The 22979-nt window shown below is 61.6% G+C and carries 19 protein-coding genes; 4 read left to right on the forward strand and 15 right to left on the reverse strand.

The genetic code is table 11. The features are described from left to right. Nucleotides 1-108: 108 nt before the first annotated feature. From ACPWT1_RS02940 to ACPWT1_RS02980, 9 genes are all read right to left on the reverse strand, one after another. Entirely contained in the window at nt 109-1908 is a 1800-nt protein-coding gene (locus tag ACPWT1_RS02940) for a DUF262 domain-containing protein (protein ID WP_427913930.1), read from the reverse strand. A 24-nt stretch (nt 1909-1932) separates the two neighbouring features. Then, a complete protein-coding gene (locus tag ACPWT1_RS02945; RefSeq protein WP_427913931.1) occupies nt 1933-2316 on the reverse strand; it encodes a hypothetical protein in 384 nt (127 codons plus the stop codon). 229 nt (nt 2317-2545) lie between these two features. After that, on the reverse strand, nt 2546-2863 hold the full coding sequence (locus ACPWT1_RS02950) for a hypothetical protein (protein ID WP_427913932.1): 318 nt from the start codon (nt 2861-2863) through the stop codon (nt 2546-2548). Between the two features lie 432 nt (nt 2864-3295). Next, complete coding sequence (locus tag ACPWT1_RS02955; RefSeq protein WP_427913933.1) at nt 3296-3661, reverse strand: hypothetical protein; 366 nt, start codon at nt 3659-3661, stop codon at nt 3296-3298. 188 nt (nt 3662-3849) lie between these two features. Further along, nucleotides 3850-4086, reverse strand: a complete 237-nt coding sequence (locus ACPWT1_RS02960) for a hypothetical protein (RefSeq protein WP_427913934.1) — start codon at nt 4084-4086, stop codon at nt 3850-3852. 75 nt (nt 4087-4161) lie between these two features. Then, on the reverse strand, nt 4162-5190 hold the full coding sequence (locus ACPWT1_RS02965) for a hypothetical protein (protein ID WP_427913935.1): 1029 nt from the start codon (nt 5188-5190) through the stop codon (nt 4162-4164). Beyond that, on the reverse strand, nt 5100-5567 hold the full coding sequence (locus ACPWT1_RS02970; protein WP_427913936.1) for an ATP-binding protein: 468 nt from the start codon (nt 5565-5567) through the stop codon (nt 5100-5102). The genes ACPWT1_RS02965 and ACPWT1_RS02970 overlap by 91 nt, the downstream gene beginning before the upstream one ends. Nucleotides 5568-6022: 455 nt before the next feature. Continuing rightward, nucleotides 6023-6481, reverse strand: coding sequence for an RNA polymerase sigma factor (locus ACPWT1_RS02975; RefSeq protein ID WP_427913937.1), 459 nt, complete (start codon nt 6479-6481; stop codon nt 6023-6025). A 225-nt stretch (nt 6482-6706) separates the two neighbouring features. Further along, nucleotides 6707-8053: a tyrosine-type recombinase/integrase gene (locus tag ACPWT1_RS02980; protein ID WP_427913938.1), complete on the reverse strand. Its 1347-nt coding sequence runs from the start codon at nt 8051-8053 to the stop codon at nt 6707-6709. Nucleotides 8054-8456: 403 nt separating this feature from the next. Between ACPWT1_RS02980 and ACPWT1_RS02985 the strand changes: the two genes are divergently transcribed. Continuing rightward, a complete protein-coding gene (locus ACPWT1_RS02985) occupies nt 8457-9791 on the forward strand; it encodes a tyrosine-type recombinase/integrase (RefSeq protein ID WP_427913939.1) in 1335 nt (444 codons plus the stop codon). A gap of 37 nt (nt 9792-9828) precedes the next feature. On the opposite strand, the gene ACPWT1_RS02990 is transcribed toward ACPWT1_RS02985, so the two are convergent. Both ACPWT1_RS02990 and ACPWT1_RS02995 read right to left on the reverse strand, forming a co-directional pair. Then, nucleotides 9829-11121 (reverse strand): hypothetical protein, encoded by a 1293-nt coding sequence (locus tag ACPWT1_RS02990; protein WP_427913940.1) that lies wholly within the window; start codon nt 11119-11121, stop codon nt 9829-9831. Nucleotides 11122-11597: 476 nt separating this feature from the next. Beyond that, nucleotides 11598-12989, reverse strand: a complete 1392-nt coding sequence (locus ACPWT1_RS02995) for a hypothetical protein (protein ID WP_427913941.1) — start codon at nt 12987-12989, stop codon at nt 11598-11600. A gap of 598 nt (nt 12990-13587) precedes the next feature. Here ACPWT1_RS02995 and ACPWT1_RS03000 point away from each other — a divergent pair. Both ACPWT1_RS03000 and ACPWT1_RS03005 read left to right on the forward strand, forming a co-directional pair. Further along, on the forward strand, nt 13588-14349 hold the full coding sequence (locus tag ACPWT1_RS03000; protein WP_427913942.1) for a Rap1a/Tai family immunity protein: 762 nt from the start codon (nt 13588-13590) through the stop codon (nt 14347-14349). Between the two features lie 174 nt (nt 14350-14523). Then, the gene (locus tag ACPWT1_RS03005) at nt 14524-14961 is read left to right on the forward strand and encodes a hypothetical protein (RefSeq protein WP_427913943.1); all 438 of its coding nucleotides are present in this window, start codon (nt 14524-14526) and stop codon (nt 14959-14961) included. A 29-nt stretch (nt 14962-14990) separates the two neighbouring features. On the opposite strand, the gene ACPWT1_RS03010 is transcribed toward ACPWT1_RS03005, so the two are convergent. From ACPWT1_RS03010 to ACPWT1_RS03025, 4 genes are all read right to left on the reverse strand, one after another. Further along, nucleotides 14991-15785 carry an FRG domain-containing protein gene (locus ACPWT1_RS03010; protein WP_427913944.1) on the reverse strand — a complete coding sequence of 265 codons (795 nt, stop codon included), beginning with the start codon at nt 15783-15785 and terminating at the stop codon, nt 14991-14993. A gap of 274 nt (nt 15786-16059) precedes the next feature. Continuing rightward, complete coding sequence (locus tag ACPWT1_RS03015; protein WP_427913945.1) at nt 16060-16374, reverse strand: hypothetical protein; 315 nt, start codon at nt 16372-16374, stop codon at nt 16060-16062. A gap of 62 nt (nt 16375-16436) precedes the next feature. Next, nucleotides 16437-16796, reverse strand: coding sequence for a hypothetical protein (locus ACPWT1_RS03020; RefSeq protein ID WP_427913946.1), 360 nt, complete (start codon nt 16794-16796; stop codon nt 16437-16439). A gap of 157 nt (nt 16797-16953) precedes the next feature. Then, nucleotides 16954-19224 (reverse strand): Rab family GTPase, encoded by a 2271-nt coding sequence (locus tag ACPWT1_RS03025; RefSeq protein ID WP_427913947.1) that lies wholly within the window; start codon nt 19222-19224, stop codon nt 16954-16956. 167 nt (nt 19225-19391) lie between these two features. Between ACPWT1_RS03025 and ACPWT1_RS03030 the strand changes: the two genes are divergently transcribed. Continuing rightward, on the forward strand, nt 19392-22979 hold the full coding sequence (locus ACPWT1_RS03030; RefSeq protein WP_427913948.1) for a helicase-related protein: 3588 nt from the start codon (nt 19392-19394) through the stop codon (nt 22977-22979).

Genomic DNA, 22979 nt, shown 5'->3' on the forward strand with positions numbered 1-22979 from the left:
CCAGGACTCCCTATGGCCATTCATCGTCGCCCAACGTCTATCGCGGGCCGCCCGGAAGCCCCGCTTCTCCCCTGTCCAACGGGAACGTATTCGAATGCAGCCAGCCAGTCATTGCAAGTCCCAGACCTGCAGGGCGTACTGCGAAGCAAGGTCTGCTTGCCGGTCTGCAATGCTCTTAAAGGTCCAATTCCCAGCCTCAAGGAAATTCCGGGCCAACTTCGGGAACGTCATGTGGCTGTGCTGATAGTCTCGCCCCGAATCGTTGACGTCTTTGTACAAAAAAGCCCTGTTCCGGATGTACGAGTTGATGTTGGCTTCGAGGACCAAGAAGTTACCGATTCGATTGACGTAGTCGCCGTGCTCTGGGTGTTGGTACACGTGCGGCCATTCAGCTGGCGCAGGCCGCTTGGGCATGATGTGTTCAAGGTGCTGAGACACGCTCTGGCGCTGAACATACGTGCCAGCATCCGCCGTGATGTAATTCTCGATCATCTCGATCACATAAAAGGCGGCTTTGTTGGTAGCGGCCGAAAATAGTGAGAAGCGATTTTTGAACGACAGATCATCGGCCAACGCAGATAAGCGGGTCGCCAACGCGGTCGGATCGGCAATCGGACCATTCGGTGCGGCGAAGTCCCTAGCTGCCTTGCTGATTTCGGACGCGTAGGCGCTTAGGCTCAGAGAGCCGACCACAAACCGACGGAACACATAGTGGTGCGTCAACTTGATTACCTTAGCCATCTCTGCTGACGTGGGCGAGAACTTGGCCAGCCCGGCGATCACGAGCGTCAGCGCGTACATGTTCGGTATCAGGTCGCGAATACTCTCGACGTCCCGTGCGACAGCGGGGGTGAAACTTGCACCCGCCTCCAAAATTTGCTGCAGTCCTTCTGCAGTCTTGGCCACGTCCTCGGCATAGTCCTTCGCGGTCACCCCGGGCGTGCTTAGGTGGGCGAGCACCTCCTTGTACAAGTCCGACTGCTTGGATTCCCGATGCTTCGAAAGGAGGTGGAGATGAAAAAGCTCTGTGAGAGAGAGCATGGACTGCTGGTCCACCGCCTTCAATATGCGACCCCAAGCAGAGGCAACTTCATTTTTCATGCCCTGCTGATCGCCGAGCGCGTAGAGCTTGTTCTTTAGCAAATCAGCCTGCTGCAGCTCGAGGCCTCTCGCATTGAGTGTTTCGAAGACTTCATACGCGACGCCTTGCTCGTGAACCTTCATCTGGAGAACGACGGTCAGCTGCATTACCGCTTGAAGGAGCTGCACCAACTTGGCGTCGCGCCCAGCAGCCCCCTCAGGACCTATGTACTCAGAAATGTTGGTAAAGAGCAAACGCGTACAAACTTGGAGACGCCCCAAAACAGACCGGAATGGGGCGCCCTTTGACTCAAAATACGCGTCTCTCTCAGATTGAACGAATCTGTCACACACCACTGCTTGGTAATGCTCGTCGTCGCGCGCTAAGCTGACTCTCGGCACCTTCTCTCCCCCGACATAGATAAAGAGAAGCTGATGCAAGGAACTCGTCCAGCGCAGGCGCTCTTGCGCTGTCGAAAGCTGTTCGGAGAATTCAGAGAACACTGACAGCATCGCGGTCAGTGTGACTAGTCGCTGCTGCCCGTCTATCACCTCCGGTGGACGGTTCTCAGAAGCGGGGAATGACTGGAGGACGACAGACCCCAGGAAGTGGGGCGTCGGGCTCGTGACGAGCATTCCCGCCGCATTGAATGACCTTTTTGCTGTATTAGAGATGTCATCCCACAGCTTCTGTACTTCATCAGCCGTCCAGCTGTAGTCTCTCTGATAGTCCGGGATCTGGTACCGACTGTTTGAGAGAAGGGTCACGATCGTGACGCTCGATGGCTCCAGAAATGTAGATGGATTGATAAGCTGCGTAGTTGCCATGGTGCGCTCCTGTAGTCACTCGTGTTAGCCGCGCAGCGCCAGCGCGAGCTGCTGGCCAATGGCCATGTGGTCGCCGAACAGGTTCACGCCATCCTTGTCATAGTCACGCAGCTGCGCGCCAGGTAGCGTCTTGATCCTCGCGATGAGGTCTGTCTCGGCGACGTTGGGGCTGTGATGGACCCGCACGAACGGGTCCATCCCCCTGGGCTCCCAGATTTCCAAAGAGAGCACCCCGCGCGCGCGAAGTCTGAACTTCACGAGATCGCTCCCGCTCCACTTGGCCCGCTTTGGATTTTCCTGAAACTCGAGGATCACCAACAAGTCAGTCCCCCGGTACATTGCTTCCAGTTGCGCGGATCGTTCTGAGAACCACTCGTCGCTCCCGGGCTGGTGCTCGCTCTTCTCCATCTCAATGTCTCCTTCTAGGGAATGAGTCTACCAACCAGCGTCAGTTTGGCTGTTGAATCAGATCATGCTGTGGGGCGCGGGTTCTAAGCGCGGCGACGTCGCGCGCAACATGACGACGTTGAACTGAGTTTGAGCGCCTTGGACGCTAGAAGGGCTTCGAGCGCCGGCCGACTACACTTCGGCGCCCCAAGTCTCACCGGCTGCTTGCAGCAGGTGCGCCATGGCGTCCTCACGGCTCACGGGTCACGGCAATCACTGTGACCTGCTGCGCTCGATTTCCACCTTGCTGAATCTCAGTGATGCGCTTCTGCACTTTCCGAGCGGCGAGCTGGGTATTGGCCATCAGCGGAAAGCCCACTCGCTCCGAATACAAAAAGATTACCTTGTGCGTGGCCCGGGACCACCGGAACTTATGTAGATCCTCGCGCAGGCTCGGCTTCTGCACGTCGATGCCTTCAATCTCGAACACAACGTGCGGTATCCGCCTGCCTTTCCGGAACCAGGCGAAGTCAATCCGACCATGCTGATGCTGATCCCAGAAAATCACCGGGAATTCAACAGTAGGCAGCGCCGGCTGTTAGGGCATCCGCGTGCTTGCAGTGGCTAGGTAAGGCTAGCCACCACGTTCCGCCAGGCGCTCGGCGAGAGTGAGGGGGTAAACACGGTATCGCCCCTCAGACAGTCTCTGTGTGAAGTGTGTGTAGTTGGGACTGTGAGCAGCCCCCGTTGTGATCTCGGAATTCGAGAGGAAGACTCCTGTCGTGGCCTCATTTACATCGGTGAAGTGGCCGATAAGCTCTTGGCGAGTAACGACGACCCCCTGACCAAGTTCACCGTCCAACATGGCATCCAACATTCGTTCACGGAGTGTCATCGAGGTTTCCTTCTGTGGTTGAACAAGCCGAAGCATCCCGTTGTGTATTGAATAACGTGCGCAGTGCGCTTGAGAAGGAGCAGCAACTCTTCTTGCGCGGCTAGGCTACTGCGTCTCGTACCAGTCGATAAAGCGCTCGACCGCGGAATCGTCCTCGCACTCCACATAGAACGCCTCACAGCCCATCCCGAGCTTCGGGTCGCTCGCGATGCTGGCAGCACGAGGATCGCTGGGCAGGTAATGTCCGGGCGTCTTCGCGTGCACGCGCAGCTTTACACCGGGAATGACGCCATCGCCCGGGAACCGTTCGGAGTAAAGGCCTCGGAAGTTCACGGCGCGCTTGAGCATGACGCGACGGCCCCGCGCCGTGTCGAATTTGGACGTGTACTGAATTTCCTCCCCTACTTGGCGCAAGCGCGCTCGCAAGATGGCTTCGACGCGGCTGGCGATGGCGGTTGCAGACTTCGGCATAAGCGGTTTTTTTGATGGACTTGAGCTTGGACCCCGGCAACTTGCCGGTGATGATGAGGCGGTTGTGCGTTTCGACGCCGCAGGGCCCTTATTCGACTAGGTCGGCGCGTTTGAGTGATCGGTTGGCCAGGCTCGGTCGCACCTTGGTACAGAACCGGGGAAAGAGGGAGCCGCGCCCCCTCTGCCGCCTAGGTGTTCCGCTGGTACTCGCGCACCAACCCATGCGCGAACAATCCCCAGTGGGAGCGAAGCTCCCCGTAGGCTTCTTCGGGATCGTTATGCATGTTCTCGGCTTTCGCATAGGCCAAGATCAACAGGTCAATCCCTGCAGCGACTTTCTTGAGCAGCTCTGAGACTTCGCGTGCGTCGATTTCGTCAGGCTCAACTGCCGCCATCCCCCTAAGCGGCATGACGATCTCCGACATGAAGGGGTGCCGCGTGTTGAGCTTGATGATCGCCTTCCCGGTAAGGTGCTTGATCTCGAAGAGCTCTTTTCCGGGTCACGCCGCGTCCACAACAGTCAGAGCACGACTGTCGAAGCTTTCCCGAATCCACTCCGCCTTCGCCTTATCGTCCTCCTTGCCGGGATCCAGGCCGAGGTCCTGGAACAGCTGCTGCAGCGTTTCGTCCACTGTGGCTTGGTCGGTTCCGTCGAAACCGGCTTGACCTTTCGGGGCGGTGCGGTCGAAGTTGTCCACCGCCTCGTGGGCGCCCATATGTGCGTCGCCAGTCGCCAGAGCCTCTTTCTGCTCGACCTCGCCCCAGTATCGACGCACTTCTTTCCTTGCTTCGTCGACGGGCTTCTTGAGGGCCTTCTTCAACTCCTCCCTGAGCTTGCTCACGGGTTCCGCGCCGCGCTTGACGTTCCGCACTTGGAAGTATTCATCCAGCTCGGCGGGGAAGGAAATCTCGATCCCGATGAAGCGGTCCACCTTGTCGACGCCGTTCGGCAGCAGCCGGGGAACGACGTCGTAGTAGATCTCCCGGTCGTTTCGCAGCATGCTGATCCGGCCGACGTTGTCCGGGATGTAGAGATCCTCGAAGTCCTCGCGACCCTTTCCCGCACGGCCACCTTCCCCGCGCTTACGACGGACCTCCTCCGGGAGAAGAGACACCCTCCAGTTCACGGAGTGACCGTCCACAGTGAAATGACCTTCGTCAACGATCTTGGCACGGAGGTCTTCCCCGAACTTCTTGACGACGCGCGGGTTGCTGAGAAGAAACAGCGGATCGTGCAGCGTGATCTCACGGTCATCCAGCTCGATGTACAGCCCCTTGTCGATGAAGCGCCGGTACGCCCGCGCGATGAACTTCGTGAGGTCCTGCATCCTCTCCTTCAGCCCGGTCCCGTAGTGTCCGCCGAAACGAAGGCGATCGATCTTGCGCCACACGACGAGGGTGCCATGATTGAACGGCTCCTTCGTTTCAGGGTGCGCCATCAGGTGGGCGAAATCCGCAGGCCATGCGGCCACCTCCTCGATGGAGAGATCACGCTGCTTGCCACTCTTGACATCATCGAGATCCAGCACCGTCCGGTAGATGGTCGGCTCCCCCGGGCTTTCGTGTACACCTCGGCACGCCGTCCCAGACTCAGGGCGGCGAGCTTCAGCCCCATTCCGAAACGGCCCAGGCCCTTCCGCGAGTTGTAGCGAGATGAGTAGCCGACGGAGAGCACGTTCGGCAGGATTTCAGCGGGGATGCCAGCACCGTTATCGGCAATGCCGATGTCAGTGATGGAACCACCGTCTTCTCTCACGGTTTGGATGCGCACCGTGGAGGCACCAGCCTCCCACGAGTTGTCGACCGGTTCACCGACGGCGGCGCTCAGGTCGAAGCCAGAGTCGCGCGAGCTTTCAAGTGCCTGCCCCTGGTGCGTGAGCGGGGCGCGGATTTCCAATGCGTTCATTTCATTCTCCTGTTTGCTGAGTCGGTCCAGTGATCTGACTCGGCGGGTTGATGAAGCGAGGCCAATTGCCGGCCTCGTTGTATTAGGGGCGCCGCCACGTTTCCGTTGCGACGCGCCCCAAACTTTTTAGAGGTGCCCGCAGATGAAGCACTTCCTTCCACTATGGCCTGGCGACGCGGGGTGGATGACGTTGCTCGCAATGGGCTTCAGCGCGTGGAACAACGCGCATTCCATATCGAACGCACGTGCAGGGTCTGGATAGGTATTGAATCCAAAGTAGTCTCCCCGTCCTGCGCGCGCGTGAGTAATCAGGCGGTGCTGAAGATCCAGATCAGATCGACCCGCGTACACGGGGCGTCCCATCCGATACAACAGGTACGTGCCGGGGCGGCCGCGCGGAATGAGAGCACGCACAAGCCAAGGATCCAGTTTGAACACCCTGTGCTTGCGACCGATCACTGCTTCCCCTCCCAGAGCGAGCGCGCGCGCGCGCGCGCCCGGCTGAGCCTTTCACGCGACCGCTGGACCGGGGTTCCGAGCTGCCCAGCGATGTCTTCCGCGTCAGAGCCATCCGCCGCCAGCTCGATGATCTGCCGCTCCGAAGCGGACAACCGGGGCAGGACTGCGTGGATGTCGTGCGCGCTCTCAGCGATGCTGTGGTTGGTCGGGACGTCGATTCCGAACGTCAGAGTGGCGGAGAACTCGTCCATGAGCGCCGAACGCCGCTGCAGCTTCTTGCTTGCGTTCGAAAGCGCATTGCGCACCTGGTGCGCAGGCGGATCGGGTCTATGGGGATTGGCCACGAGCTCGTTGAGAGCTTCTTCGGCCTGGTCGGTCGACCAGTGGTCGAATCCTTGGCAGCGGGCGATACGCGAATACAGCGCAGCGCACGCCTGAACGACGTGAGGATGCATCATTGACTCCTTTGCGTGGCTACGAGCGCCGAATGGTCGCGCGTGGCCGCAGTTGGAACGTTGATATTAGCCGGAACTGCCCGGGATTGGGAAGGCCGGCTGAGGGCGGGCTTTCCGCGTCCTCACCCGTATTGGGGGTGCGAGATCAAATGCGTTGCGCGATCCGACGGCCGGTTGTGCAGATCCCTGCGGCCAGACTGCTGGCCGCGCGCCCCACTCTGCTGCTTACGCCGCGGTCGAGGCGCCTGCGGAATCCAGCGTGACGGGCGTGAACCGCTCCCGCAGGCTCAGCTTGACGCTGATCTTCCCCTGCCGAAGCTCATCGAGAAAGTCCGCCCACGCCTGCATCATGAGAACCCGGGGATCCTCGAACTCCGTCCGGTTGTACGCCGTCCCGTTCGCGTCGGGGACCTCATGGGACAACTGCAGCTCGGCGTACATCGCATCCCACCCGAGCCTCTCAGCCAGCATCGTGCGCGCAGTGGCCCGGAATCCGTGACCGGTCACCTCAGTCTGGGTGCAATAGCCCATGCGCCGGAGCGCCTTGTTCAAAGTGCCGTCGGAGATGAATTTGCCCTTCGGGCCGACGCCGGGAAACACGATGCCGGTGCGGCCCGTAAGCGGGAACAGCTCCTTCAGGATTGCCACCGCCTGTCGGGCGAGCGGCACGAGGTGATCCACGGCCTTTTCCCGGTGCTTCGGATCGAGCTTCCGATGCTCGACTGGCACGAGCATGATGCCGTTCTCCAGATCGATGTGACTCCAGAGCGCCTTGCGCAGTTCGCCAGGGCGTAGCATCAGCAACGGCACCAGACGCAGGGCGCTCTTGACGATGAATGTGCCCTCGTATGTGTCGATGTCCTTGAGAAGCGTGGCCAGGCTCCGGGGGTCCGTAATAGCCGCGAAGTTGCGCGTGTGGTACATGGGGAGCTGGTCGAGGACTTCCTTGAAGAAGTTGCGCTGGGCCCAACCTTCGACCACCGCCAGGCTCCACACGCCTGACGCAATCTTGCAGACGCGCCGGGCCGTTTCGATGGTCCCCTTGTCCACGACGCGCTGACATGCCGTCAGGAGGTCCAGAGGCTCGATGTCGCTCATCTGCCGACGACCCAGAAGCGGATACAGATGGTTCTCGAGCCGCCCACGCACCTTCGGCGCGTAATTGGGATGCCACTTTTTGAGCTTCCCGTTGTACCAGCGCTCCGCGACATCCTTGAAGCTGCCGGGAATAACATCGGTGGGCCGCGCAGCGACGGCAACCGTGGCAGCTTTCACAGGTCTCGGCGTGCTCCGCTTCTTCTTGCGCCGGTCCTTGGAGGGATCGGTGCCCTGCCCGATCATCAGACGCATGGCGCCCGCCTTATCCCCCGCGGCCTCCACACTGACGTCCGGATATACGCCGAGACTCAGAGTCTTGCGACGACCGTTGAACTGGTAGTCGAAACGCCACCAGCGCCGCCCGGTAGAGTTCTCCGCTGGTAGAAGATACAGGCCACGGCCGTAGTTCTGCCGGCCCGATCGGCTCGTTGTCGTTCTTGACCTCGTCGTTCTTGACCTCGTTCTGGACCGCACCAGATTGCATAACAGCCTCCATGACGCCTGAGGCGCCTGTGTTGATGGATGGCTACAGGAACTCTGCAGCGGTCTCTGATTCTTCAGAGTTACCGCCCGAGTTACTGGAACCGTGGCTGTCGAAGACCGACTTTTTGCGAACGCTCGCGAACGCCCGCGGACAAACAAAAAGCCCTAAGGTGCTGTCACCAAAGGGCTTTTCGATTTTCCGCGAACGTCGGCGAACGTTCGCGATGCAGTAACTGGTGGCCTGGGGCGGAATCGAACCACCGACACGCGGATTTTCAATCCTATGATTTAGCTCAAGTCCTCTGATGTCTATTGCCAGTGCGGCCTGCGCATAGTCTAATTGCACACGTTTGCACACAACTGAGCTGCCGCAGCATCGCGGTGCACATTGCACATGGGCATCAAGCAACTTCCTTCCGGCCGTTTTCGCCTGCAGATCCGCCGCAGCAGCCTCAAGGTGGACGAGACCTTCGACACCGCAGCCGATGCGCGCGCGACCCAGGAGCGGTACTTGGGCGGGGGCACCAGCGGGAAGCCGGTCAAGGCACGCGGTCTGACTCTGACGGAAGCTTGGGAGCTGTACATCGACTCCCGCGCGTTCCTGGAGAAGAAGGACAACACGCGCCGCTCAGAAGAGACCCATGTCAAGGCAGCCCTGGCGGTGCTGGGCAACCGGGCGGTGAAGTCCCTCACAGCCGACGACGTGGACGCGTTCATCATTGCACAGACCAGGGCGGGCAAGGCGCCGGACACGATCCGCAATGCCGTCGCGGCGATGTCGTCCATCCTGAACTTCTGCCGCAAGAAGAGTCTTGTGACAGCGAACGTCACGATCGGCGTGAAGCGCCCGAGCGCCCCGCCAGTTGTCAAGCGGATGCCCGAGGGTCACCAAGGCGCACTGATGAAGGTGCTCACTCACCCGAAGTACCGCTATCGCGCCGTCGCTCGACTGGCCCTGTTGGTCCGCGAAACGGGCGCTCGCCCAGGCGAATGGGCTGCTGCGCAGTGGGATGACCTGCACCTCGACACGCAGAAGGTGGTCTTCAGGAACACAAAGTACAAGAGGATGCCGCGAACGGTGCCGCTCACGGCTGCCGCCATGGCTTTGCTCAGCGCACAACTGGAAGACATCACCATCAACCTTTTCGACCAGTTCGCGGGCAGCGAGTGGGTTTTCCCGACCGTTGGGCGCGATGGCGAGCTCGCGCCCATCCAGTACACCGGAACGATGCGCGACATGAAGCGCGACGAGCTGCTTCCGAAGTCCCTGCGTGCACACAACGGACGCCACGAATTCATCTCGAGCCTGGTGGAGAGCTCCGATCTCGACGACTCTCGCATCATGTCGCTGGTGGGGCACCACAGCCCGGCGTCCATGCAGATCTACACGCACGCTCGCAACATTCGGTTCCTGCCGCAGCTGGAGGCGCTGGAGGACGGCCGGCGCAAAGAGCGCGCGAAGGAACTCGCCAAGGCGCTCGGCGTGCCCTCCGCGCTCATTGACTCCTATCTGGCGCACCTGCGGCAAAAGGAAAAGGAAGACCTGCTGGACGATGCAGGCAATGAGCTCCTGTACGAACGGGAATCGGTGCAGAAGCTCGCGGCCGTCGCGGAGCGCCTCGGAGCGTCAGAGAGCGATCGCATGCGAACCCTCTTGGAGATCAAGGCCCGTGCGCGCAAACGAGAAGCCCCGACCGATGCGCTCAGCCGGGGCAGCCTAGGGTCATGAGCAAGCCCTGTACCCGCCAGTGCGCGACGACGCGCCTTCAGTCTTCTTGCGCCTGGCGCCAACCCTCCTGGTCGGTGACCCCACAGACATAGCATGTGAGGCATGCGCCGTTTTCGCGGACACGCTCATTGACGAGTGCATCGGCTGCGGAGCCGTACGCACACGAGCAGCTGCCCCCCGATTCGGAAAGACCGTCCACAGGGTCGCACTTGCGCGGCGCGGTCGCCGGCCAAGCCACTCGGCTGCGGTGCAGCCGCCCGTTGTGGAAGTTCTCGAAGACGAGCTGGCATCTGCCGACGCGGGCCCAGTATCTATAGACCGCGCGGAACCGCCGGTCGCATGACGGCATGGTCACGACAGTGAGCTCGTGCGCCGATTCCACCATCAACACGTAGATGGGGTCTTCTGCCCGTTCGCATTGAGCCGCCAACCGCACCACGGCAGAGAAGTCGCCGGACTGTATGCGCCTGAACATCTCGGGCATCACCGTCACCTTGAGCACCAGCGGCGATTCGCCTGCGCACTCCTCCTGGAAGTGAGTGAGCTCGGGCAGCCAGCCGAGGGCCGCATCGCAGATGCGATGCCAACTCGCCTTCGGCAGATGCCGCTTCCTGGCCTCGGGAAGCTGCGCGAGGTCGAACGGCTTGGGCCATGCGAGCTCTGAGCACACCACCGGAAGCACCGGGCAACCACCGGCGGCCGGCCCTTCCGGGTCGACGCCAGTCTCCTCAACCAATCGCGTGCGCTCCTGGAGGCTCTTCACGGAGTGGATGCGCAATGGCCGCTGGAACGTGCTTTGCGTACAGGCAGACAGCCCTGTGGCCAGGTCTTCGCCGCTGGGAATCCCGCGAGCCCACAGCTGCCCTGCACAGTCGAACATCAGGATGGCGAAGCCTTCGCCAAACGCGTGAGTAAGGTCAATCGCCTCTGAGCGGAAGGCCAGCAAGGGGGCTGAGTGCGCCGCGGCGTGCGCACAGGCGTCGACGCCCTCCTTCAGGGCGAGATAGACGCCGTGCGTCCACGGATGCTCAGTGAGATGGCCGTAGCAGTCCCACCGCGCGGTCAGAAGCTGCGGGACCAGCGACTCCATGGACTCGGGCAGGACGAAGTACAGCACCTGCGCGCTACTGAGCGACTGGGGAATGAGGTCCGGCACCTCCGCGGCGAGAAGTGAAAGGACCACGGGCGGGCCGAAGTGCGCTGCCTGCTGACGCAATGCATCGACGGAAGCCAGCGCGTCGGCCTCGAAACCACGGGGGCGCAGGAGCCCCGTTCGACGCAGAAGCGCGTCAACCTGTTGCTGGCAGAGGTCAGGATGGGGATGGGACATTCAGGATTCCTTTCGGTTTGAGGAATCCCGTGTAGGTACCGAGCTCGGTTGGAGCAATGCGATCGTGAGCCACCGTCCTTCCGTGCAGCGGAACGGGTTCTCTTGGCTGGCCACGAGCCGCTTCACCGGCTGGCCGCGTCTTTGGCCGTATCGACGCCCTTGCGATCCTCGAGCGAATTGCCGCAGGAACGAGAGCCGTCGCGGGCCGGCCGATCGGCAGCGGGTGCTCTCGCTTCCCGAGCGACACGATGCCGCTGCCGATCAGATCGCACTCGCGACCGCGCCCGGCCCGCGAACTCGCTACTTCTTCGGCGGATTGTTGCCGCGGCCGCCACCCGAAGGCTTGCCAGGGTTCTTACTGGGTGCGTTTTCGAGGAATGTGTTCATGTGACATCTCCAAGTCCCGGAAAGGAAGAACGAGCTGCGCCAGCCCCGGGACCAAACGCCGGCGCGACTCGATTGATGAAGGGAAAGACTTACCTGCCTTGCCAGCGATCTGGTCGCGGCGGCCCAATTGCGACCTCCGCTATCGCGCTGGTCAGCCGCTCGAAGAGATGCTTCGCGACGGCTTCCAAGCTGGCTTGGCGCCACGGCGCAGGCCATAGCTTTGCATTATCGAGCTCCACAAGGCGGATCGCGTAGTTAGCAGGCCGCTGCTCCGCGCCTGCAACGACGCGATACGGCACGCTGGAGAGATCGAGAGTGACCGCGATGCCCGCCTCGCCGGCGTTGACGCGCCAGTGCTCCAACGGCCAGTTCATCAAGTGCGGGACAAGGGCGTCAAACAGTTCGACCCGCAGAATGCATAGGACTTGCTCGTGAGCGGCGTCAGTGTCAACCAGCCGCTGCAGATACTCTTCCGAAACATCGGGGAGGTCGCCCTCATGAACTGCAACCTGCTCGGGTTCTCCGCTGCCGACGCAACGTTCAATCAACAGCCGGAGCTGGCGAACGTCTCGCGGTCGCGTCTTACCTTGCCAGTTGACGAACTCGGCCTGCGTATACGCCCAACGAGGCAAATACCAGTCAAGCCAGGACCGATCACGCCAAGTAGGGTTCTGCCATTCAATTCCGCGAGAAGTCGGCAAGCACCGCACCACGCTGAACACCATGGGCGGTCTGCCGCTGCGCACCCAACGTCGGCTCGAGATTTCGATGCGCAGCCAGGGAAGCTCCTCCCTGAAGGTGATCGTCGCGTCAGTGCCGACGATGCGTAGCAGTTCCACGCTCTCGTCCTTGACGATTTGAAGGACGGACTGCAGTCCAGTCGTGATGTGCGAGATCCGACGAAGGGCTGAGACTAGCGTCCAGTAGCCAAGTTGCGCGCCGGCGTTCTGCACTTGGCGCTCGGACCAGCCTATGAGGCACGCAATCCGGGAGAGCTCCACCGTTATCTGCGGCAGTTGAGCCTCTTCGGCCTCGAGCGCGAGGTCTTCAGCGAGCCACTCCACGTGATCGCCATCGCCCTGCATCCGTTCGAGCCTGCCCAACAGTGCCGGGCTCGCACCAGCGGCAAGTTGTGAGCGCACCTGAGTCTCGATGCGCCGCGACAGGGTCGGGCCGTCCTCGGGCGTGTCGCCTTGAAGCACGGCCACTGTCGTTCCATGGAACCGCGCCAACGCCTCTGCGCGCTTCCGCGACGTTCTGCCCTCACCTTCAATGCGTTGGTACGTGGTGAGCTGCGCCTTGTCGGAGGTCGGCGACCCCTTTGGGTGCAATAAGCGGTGCATCCCTTGTGCGACCTGCTCTTGCGTGAGATCGGCCTCCTCACGTAGTCCTTTGATGCAAACAGGAGACAGTTGGACGCCGTCGGCCCGGCCTCGCTTCTTGCGACCCGCTGCACCATTTCCACCATCGACTGCTTTCATGCAGCAATCGTCGCCCCCCGCGTTTGTGCTGTAAAGCCCGATATTTACAGCATTAATTCAAGGGGTCTCCCGGACCGCGGTTAACACGCGCGAAGTCGGCCACCGCGCCCAGCACCGGTTGCCGCGCATGGTTCCCGCCCTGGCGTGGCCGCTGCATCACGGTCGCACCCGATCGGACGGGTGTCGAACCAGCGGCAACAGCCCGGTGGAACCAGGCCCAGACCCGGCGCGCGGCCGCCTTCAAGGTCCTCGTTCTCGGAGGACATACAGAACCCGGGCCGCAGATTGCGCTCGGCTCACTCTGTTGACGGTCAGGGCAGCTCTCGGCAGCGCGAAGGACAACTCCACCGAGTTCCATGTTCCCCAAGATGCGAAACCTCGCCGAGACTCTCCGGGCACGACGTACCCGGGCGAATCCCAATCCTCTTCAGCCTTCGTTGTCGCCGCGCGGCAGCTTGCCTTGTGCGCGCGGTTACTATCTCGTCAGCAGTACCAAGGACAGCAAATGCAGAAGCATCTCGCGCGAGTGCCTCGGCTCGCCGCAGAGCCCCGTTACCCGACTTGCCGCGTCGATCGCGCGATCCCCTGCCCACTCCCGTTGAAGAAGGTCGCCGCGACATTGGCCGCCTGTTTCGTTGCTGCATCGTCGCAAGCGGCACCGCCCGTCATCGGCGGCGACACCCTCTTGAGGTGGCTGCAAAGTAACGATCAACGAGACGGCTCGCTGGCGATCGGCTATATCGGCGGAGTGCGAGAAGCGACGTTCGGAAAAGAGCACTGCGCCTCAAGCGATGCGAAACTCCCGGATGTGATCGCGGCGGTGCGGCGCGTGCTCGAAGGCATGCCGAAAGCCCGCACCATGCCAGGCTCATGGACCGTAACCGCAGCGTTGCAGGCCAAATGGCCCTGCCCGTCGAGCGTTGCCACGGCGCCCACACAATCAAATGCGCCGAGCGCGCCAGCACACCCGGTGCCCGCACCATCCGCCACACCTGCACCGTCACCGGCGCCCGCGCCGAGCACCCCCACGCGTGCGGAAACGGAGTCGTACATCGTTGATGCGGTGCGCAGTTGCGACGGCTCGATCAACGACGCGAGCCTCACCGGCACGCAACTGCAGTACGACACGCGGCAGTTCACGTATGTGATCGATCTGTCCAGATCGGCCACCACGGCGTCTTCATCAGCGGTCTATTTCACATGCACCGCACCGGGCTGTATCAGCCTAACCTATGGCGACAAACCCCCGGCCCCGCTCAACCAGACGACCTTGAACTGCAACTATGCGATCGGGGCACGCCTCGACCGCGCGCTGAAGCATTACCAGAGCTTCATCGGCAAGAGCAAGCCACTGTTCTAGCTGGAACGTGAAGTGATTCCTTCAAGGAGCCTTAATTTCCGCTCACCAGGTTCAGAAATATCTTCTTTGAGTCACTCCGGCAACACAGGCGCCGAACCGCGGCCAGCGTCCTTGACTCTGGCGGGCAACGGCGAACACACTCACTGCCAACCCGAAGAAGCCAAGAATCGAGTCATGCCTCATCGCGAGTTGCACATCGTTCCGTCCGCCAGCGCTTCCAGTACCCTGCACCGCATCCAGCAGCGCATCGAAGACACAGCCATTCACGAGCTCACCTACGCACTATTCACGTCGTTGATCCATGAATGGAAAGACGGAATCAATCGCGCCGGCTTCACGCTTTCAGAGATCTACTCGATGGTCGCCGAAGGTCGGCGCGCCCAAAGCGACCGCCAGCTGACGGCTGACTTGTGCTCAATCGACTGCCCTTTGGCAGCTACGGCGAGCTTCTCGGAGGAGAGTACTTTCCGTGAAAAGCTGCAGGGCCTTACCCGCCACGAACGTTGCGGGCTGGCCTTCATCTTGAACGAGTGCTGGCTCGCCCGCGACTGTGGAGATGCAGAAGCAGTCTTGAAGCGGTTCTCCTTGCACGGCATTTCGCTGCTCGCCTGACTTGCGGTGGTTCTAAGCGCACAGGGCACTCAAGGGATGTAGTAGATCTTCGAGAGAAGGTCTTGCACGCTCGGCACCTGGAACACCCGCTTGGAATCGAGCAAGAATGCCAAAAACTCATCGCGTCCAGCGTTTGGGAAATAGGACGCGGCGTTCCCTTCGAATTTCCACTTAGAGTGACCTATCAGGCGCACCGCTACGTAGATGCGCTGCGCGGCGTAGTTTGGCGCGTGCCCCCACCCTGTTGAGAAGAACATCGCAGCTTGAGCCGAAGGTCGCGCACAGAGCAACCGCATGGGCGCAAGTTGGTCGTCAGGCAGCAGTTCATGGTCGGCAAAGCCCCCTAACCCGTAGATGATCGGCGACTCGGACTCTGGAGCTCGGGCCACGGTAGCGACACCCGTAGTTTTGTCGGTGCTGATCGAATGGAGCGCGAAGAACAAGGCGACGTTGATGTCATGAGTGACATCGAGCCCAACGCTCGGCAGGCCATAGTGCTGCGCGGTCGCGAATCCCCAGAGTCGATACCGATAAGAGTTGACGAAATTCAGGAGCTCGCGCTGCATGCCCGCGTCTTTGGCCCGTTCGTGCACATAGACGTCGAGAAGCGCCGACCAGGCAGCGAAGCTGTCTGGAAAGTACAAGTCAGTCCGCGCCGCTGATGGCAGGAGTGAAGGCTCCTGAACGTCCGCAGATCCGTATAGCCTCAGTAACTCTTCGGGCGTACGCGCCTTCTTTTCTGTCGTATGTTGCCGAACCTGGCCCCGCCAAACGCCCCGAAAGCCGGGGTCCTTCGGCTGCACACGTTGGGCGATGTCGACCACTTCGTCTATGGAGTGTGCGTCGATCACAGGCACGCGCCGATAAGGAACGCGGAGGTAAGTGCCGTTCCCTAGCGAATCGAGCGACGTAGATGGCAAATCCTCGGTTCGACCGTACACGGCAGCCCCCACCGCCGGCGTCCAACTCCAACAGTTCCCATGTAGCGCATCTGCGTAGGCAGGAGTCCCGGCGCTTTGATTCACCAGCGTAACGTTGCAAGCGGGAGAAATTCGATCCCCAATCGGGCTAACGTTGTGCAAGTGCGGCAGGAGCGGTTCAGAGATGACCATGAGGCGCCTTCATTCCCAGTTGCAAGGCCAGCAGAAGTCGAGACGGATCGACTGGTGGTGCGGCCTGCAAATTGACCGCGCGGTACGCGTTATCAACATTGTTCAGACCAGGTTCAGCAAACCGTGTCCCAACATCGAGCCCGAGCGAGTAGAAACAAGCGGCTTCGATCAGGCTCGGCAACCGGGCATCCGCGTACGGGCGGTGAAAAATAGTCGGAGAGCCTCCCGTCCTTTCTCCGTAGTCGACCACGATGTCACGCAGTGACTTCGCGAATTCGTACTTGCTCAAGTAGATGTCCATGAGGCAGTTGAGGGGTGCCCGGATTAGCTCTATTACGGCCGGCTCATCCTCAATGACGAACGTCACCCTTCCGGAAAACTGCGGGAGGCGCCGGTCCGGACCGTGGGCTTGAAGCGGAGCGCCTCCAACTGAGCTGCTGTGCTCGGGGAAACTTGACGATCCAGCATGCGTGCGACGGAGATCTTCTGCTGGGGTACTGAGTAGCCTTCAATCAAGTAGCCGAGCAAGATTGCGAAGATGTCCCGGAACGCACCTTCATCGTGCTCGAGGGGCATGCACAGGGTGTCACTTGGCTGATCCTCCGGCAGAGTGCGCCCTTCGAGGATGCGTGCTGCAGCCAACAGATCTGCCACGGAAGTCCAGGCGGCGAGCTCTCCTAGAGTCGCCGCGCAGAGCGCTCGCGGAAAGAGTACTTCACTCATCCTTGTCCCTTCAGTCTTTGTGCGAAGGCGCCGCGACGACGCTCTTCCCGTATTGGATGTGCCACGCGCTCTGCAGCAGCAGGTCGTCTCCGGCGGCAGGTTCCGCGGGAGCCGACACCTGCGGCGTCAAACACAGTACAGCGCAACGCAGTGCGCTCTACGCGAGCTTGGCGCCAAGCTCGTCGCAAACGCTCTCCACCAGCGCCGCCACTTCGTGCAGAAACGAGTTGCGATCCGGCGAGGGCGTCACGTCGGGGATAGGTGCCGCCCGTTCGTAGATGCGTTCGCCGATGATTGAGGCACGTGCATAGCTCGATCCGCGCCCCGACTGATTGAACGCCGACTGCCAGTCCGACATCCGCTCGGCTCGAACGCGCCGGGTGGCGAGATCCAGCATCTTGGCGGACAGCGCGTTGGCCAATCCGTCGAAGACCTGCTGCTTGTGGGCGTCGTCGGTCGGCTCCGCGGGGTCCCACCGAAGCGGGTTCTGCAGCAGCACATAGAGGCGGTCCTGGAGCTGCTTCCGCAGATCCGCAACGGGCTTGAGGGTGTCGTACTCGTCACCGAGACCCGGCGTGCTCAGTCGGCGGCTCAACGCCCAAATGCGCTTCCAGTGTTCCTTCCCGACGCCGGGCTTGTAGGCAAGACCCAAGCGAGGCCACCAGGCCTCGTGGAAGCTCTCGGCCGCGTTCTTGACAGCCAACACGAGATTCATCCGGTCGTACACCGGTTTCGCCGCCACGGGCGCGGGCTTCTCGACGATCCCGTCGATAGCGGCAAGCAGCGCCTGCAACTGCCCGATGGTCCGTTTGTGAGGCTTCTTCGCTGGGTCGAGGCTCTCGTCGATGCCGCCGACGAAGAAGCAAGCCTCCTTGAGCCGCCAGCGCAGTGCGCGTTCCGCGAACGGGCCCAGCTCTTCACCGATGGAAGCCAAGACATTTTCCGCAGACGCCAAGACGTGCTGCTCTTTGGCAGCAGCATTGGGCAAGTTGTCGCCCTTGACTTCGTCGAAGTGCGTGAAGACGAGCAGCAGCTTGCTGGCGCTGCCCGACGTGATCATTTCCTTCATGGCGGCCACCGGCGCAGCCTGCATAGGTTGGACAGCGTTGTCGACCAGAACGATGGCGTCGGTCGTCTCAATGCGCCGAGTCAACGAAGTCGAGATGGCAGCAACCGACTTCGGTGTGTGCCCCAGGCCTTCGGCATCCAGCAGCACGAGCTTCGGCTGCTGACCACCGTTCCACGCTGGCAGGAACGCCCCCACTACACGGAGGCCGTTCACAAGGGGAGTTAGCAAGAAGCCGAAGCGCGGTGCGTGATTGCTGGAGAACCGAGTGACCGTCTTGATGAAGCTTGCGCGGTCGTCCGTCTCCCACGACCAAGACTCGGGCCAGCCCTGTTTGTTGCGCCTCACCGTCCCTTCCGTGAGAAGCGAGAAGCGGAGCTCGATCTCGTCCATGAGCTCGTCGCTAATGCGGTGGAACTCTTCGTCTTCGCGCAACCTCCGATCCAGCTCCTCCTCGAAGAGCTCGTCAACGACCCGCTGATCCTTTTCGTCGATCGCGCCAACTTCGGCCTTCAGCAGATCGCCATGTCGTGCAGCGATGGCGCGCAGTGCCGCCAGCGTTTTGGCCAACAAGACGTTCGTAGCGTCGAGGTCAATGACACTCTCGGCAGCCGTCTCATCGGCCGGCGCCGTGACGTCGTCCTCCTCGTCGTCCTCCTCCACTTCCGGGGTTACGGCCCGCGGTCCATTTCCGAGCACGTAGTTGAACCGGAACCGCTGGTTGACGTGCATCAGAAGCTTGCGCAGAACTTCGGCATCACTGTCGCCGCGATACGCGGAAAGTACGGCCTCGGAGATGCACTCGTTCAAGTGCTCACGGACTTCGTCAATGGGAAAGAAGGTGACCGCAGCGCGGTACGGCCCGTCGGCAAGGACAACTTCGGTCTCATGCACCGTGGTCTTTGCCGTCGACGTAGAGGGAAACCGCTCCGTTTCGGGGTCGGTGCCGATCAACTGCCGCAGAAGCGTCGTCTTCCCGGCGCCAGTCGTCCCAAGAAGCAGCGCTCGCCGGTAGTCGGAATCCGCAGAGCTTGGCAATGGGAGGATCGCGTCGCGAATCGCGCTGAAGTCGTTCTGGGTCGGTTCCATGCCGTGATAGAAGATCTCCACGACGCGGCGCGGGAATCGCTTTTCGGCTTCCGCCCGTGCCGGCAGGCTCCAGAAAGCCTCATCCGCAAGCAACTGGTTGAGCTGGTCTTTCAGCTCGTTCGCTTCCGCCTCATCCGACGTCCCCAATCCTTGTCGGACCCTGAGCCCCGGGTTACCCGTGTTCGTGTCCACGCGAACCGGATGTCGAAAGATCACCGCCCAAGCGCTGCGGCCTTGGGATCGACTCAGGCTTGCTGCAAATCGCTTTTCCATTTCGTTGTTCCACCGTTGTTCAGGGGCGAATCCTACGCGCCACAAAATCCGGAGTCAACTCTTTTTGAACAACGCCCGAACAACGGAGCTGGCGGAACGGCGTGCGATGAGATTGCGCTCTTTATATCACTCGATATAAACTCGTTCAAAACGCACGCGAAGCGCCCATGACGCCAGCCGAAATCCGACACCTTCGCAGGAACCTCGACCTGACGCAACAGCAGTTCGCGGATCTGCTGGGCGTCTCGTTCGTCACGCTCAACCGTTGGGAGAACGGCCAGTCGAAGCCGTCGGCCATGGGCTTGGCGAAGCTGCAAGAGCTCAGTGATCGCGCTGGCAGCGGACGCGCAGGTGAGGCATCGTCATCCGCCAGTGCCATTCCGCCTGACGAGCAGGGCGAGGTCCCCCGTTTGGACTTCCTTGGCGATGCCAACGCGTTGCGCGTACTCGTCGAGGGAGAACGTCTCTCGTACGGGCATTTGTTCAATCCGGCGTTCGCTACCGAGATCAGCGAGATTGACCCGCTGCCGCATCAGCGCATTGCGGTGTATCAGCACATGCTGCCCCAGCATCGCCTGCGCTTCCTCCTGGCCGATGATGCGGGGGCGGGCAAGACGATCATGACGGGGCTGTACGTCCGGGAGAGCCTGTCCCGCCGGACCATGCGCCGCGTGATGGTGGTGGCGCCCGCCGGCCTGGTCGGCAACTGGTACCGCGAGCTGCATAAGCTTTTCCAGTTGCAGTTCAACATCGTGACCGGCGCCGACACCAAGGACGGCAATCCCTTTATTGGGACCGGCAGCGACCTCGTTGTGGTGAGCGTCGACAGCTTGCGCGCGCCGCGCCTGTTCAATGCTTTGCGCGACCCTCAAGTTGCGCCCTATGACCTAGTCGTGTTCGACGAGGCGCACAAGCTCTCGGCGAACCGCGACCTGGATGGAACTTTCCGGGCCACGGATCGCTACCGTCTTGCCGAGGCGATCGCTGGCGTGCGAGAGCTGCCCGAAGAGTGGCAGATGCCTTGGGCAGCGCACCATCTACTGCTGCTCACCGCGACTCCTCACATGGGCAAGGAATATCCGTACTACTGCCTGTGGCGGCTGCTGGAACCCGAGCTATTCAGCACCGAGACGGCGTTCGCCAAGTTCCCACCCGAGTCCCGCAGCCGGTATTTCATCCGCCGCGTCAAAGAGGAGATGGTTGACCTCCGTGGCAAGGCGCTCTATCCCGAGCGCCTTTGCGACACCGTAAGCTACGACCTCACTCAGGGGGAGATCAGCGAACAGGCGCTGTACGACCGCACGACCGCATACATCCGCCACTACTACAACCAAGCTCGCCTGTTGAACCGACAAGCCGCACGGTTCGCTATGACCGTGTTCCAGCGGCGCATGGCAAGCAGCACGTGGGCATTGCTCTGCTCCTTCCGCAATCGCCTCGCCAAGCTCGATGTCCTGATCGACGACATCCAATCAGGCCGTGTACCTGAGGAGGAACTGCGGACGCAGCAAGAGCGGTTGAACCGCAAGGTTCGCGAGGGGCGGTTGGTTGACGTTCTCGCGGCGAAGACCGGCGACGAGGAGACCGCAAGGGCGGGCGCAGAGGAGCACGAAGAAAGCGAAGCCGAAGCGCTTGGCGCCTTCATCGCCACCAGCTTGGCGGAGCTCATGGACGAGCGGGCGCAGGTGCAGGAGCTGATCGCACTTGCCGAGGCGGTCCACGCCAGCGGACAAGAGTCAAAGTTCGAGCGCATGGCGGAGCTGCTGCGGTCGCCGCAGTACCGCGACCAAAAGGTCATCATCTACACGGAGCATCGCGACACGCTCGACTTCCTGACGCGACGCCTCGAGGGGATGGGCTACGCCGACCAGGTGGCCTACATCCACGGCGGTCTCGGTTTCGAGGAGCGCGACGCACAGGTCGAGCGCTTCCGCCGCCCGCATGACGCCGAGGGCAAGGGGGCGCGCTTCTTCATCGGCACCGACGCTGCCGCTGAGGGTATCAACCTGCAGTTCTGCTGGATTTTGTTCAACTACGACGTTCCCTGGAACCCGGCGCGTCTTGAGCAGCGTATGGGCCGGATTCACCGTTACGGCCAGAAGCGCGACCGCGTCGCCATCGTGAATCTCGTTGCGGGCAAGACGCGAGAGGGCCGGGTCATCAAGACGCTCCTGGACAAGCTCGAAGAAATCCGGAAGCAACTCGGATCGGACAAAGTGTTCGACGTCGTCGGCCGCATCTTCGAAGGCATGGCCATTACCGACTACATCCAGCTCGCCGTCGAATCGGATGACGAGGCCGACAAGAAGGCGCTGGAACTCGCCGGTCAACTCACGCCGGAGCAGATCAAGGCCATTGAGGCCCGCGAGGCATCCATTTACGGCAAGGGCGGTGACGTTCGGATCGACCTGCCCCAACTCCGGGAAGCGATGGCGATCGAGGAGATGCGCCGGCTTCTACCTGGCTACGTTCGCCGGTATCTCGAGCACGCTGCGCCCGTGATCGGCATCGACGTGGTCGGTGATCTCGAAGACAGCTTCTTCATGCGACCGCGCAAGCGCGGCGTGCTAGACAGCGTCCTGCCGGTGCTCGAAACGTACCCCGAGTCTGCGCGCAACCGGTTCACCGTGTATCGCCCGGATGACCGGCGCGACGCCATCTTCCTGCATCCAGGCGAGCCCGTCTTCGAGCGCCTGTCGGCGATGGCCATCGAGAGCGCGCGCAGTCAGGCCCTGCGCGGCGCGATCTTCACGGACGTCAGCGCCACAGCCCCTTACTTATTCCACGTCGCGCGTGTCAGCGTGGAGCGCGGTGTTGATCCCGGATTGCCTGCATTCCACAGCCCAGAAGCCGTTGAGCAGCGCCTGGTCGGCCTGAAGCAATACGCAGACGGGCGGTTGATCGAAGCGCCGGTCGAGCACCTGCTGCTCCTGAAGCCGACTGCGAAGCCCAGCCCCGGGAGCGTGGTCTTTCTCGCCCAAAGCGACACGTGGCGTCTGGCGGCGCAGGAACACATCCATCGCGATGTCGTCGGCAAGCTGGCGGAATTGCAGCGAATGAACGCCACGTCACGGCTCGCGGAAACCGAGGAGTACCTGCAGCGGGCGTTTGACTATCAAGAATCGGAGCTGGCCGCAGCGCGAAAGCGCTTCACCGAGAAGGCACGCGACGGCAATCGGGCTGCCCATGCGGAGTTAGATCGGATCAAGGCGCAGCAGAAGAGCCTTGCGCAGCGGCGCGAGCGGGCCCTGCTTCAGGCGAGGCGGGAGGTCGAACTGATCCAGGCAGGCCAAGTCGAGATGCTGGCGAGTGCCCTGGTTCAGCCCTCCACCGACCCGGAGGACATCAAGGCACGTGACGCCGAGGTCGAAAGAATTGCGGTCGAAGTGGCCATCGCCTTTGAGGCTGCACAAGGTGCCGACGTTCGTGATGTTTCAACGCCGCCCAAGGCACGCTTGGCCGGTTTGAATGACTACCCGGGCTTCGACCTGATGTCCAAGCGCGCAAGCGAGGAACGCGGTATCGAGGTCAAGGGCCGTGTCGGCGTCGGTGAGATCGAGCTGACCGAAAACGAATGGGCCCGCGCCTGCATTCTGCGCGAGCGCTATTGGTTGTATGCCGTCTTCGACTGCGGCGGCGTTCAGCCCCGTCTCCTCCGGGTACAGGACCCCTTCGCTAAGCTGATTGCAAAGGCACGCGGTAGCGTCGTCATTGCCTACGGCGACATCGCCAACGCATCGGAGGCCGTTGAATGA

Origin of the sequence: Ramlibacter sp. MMS24-I3-19, assembly GCF_050320135.1 — a bacterium.
GTDB lineage: Bacteria > Pseudomonadota > Gammaproteobacteria > Burkholderiales > Burkholderiaceae_C > Ramlibacter.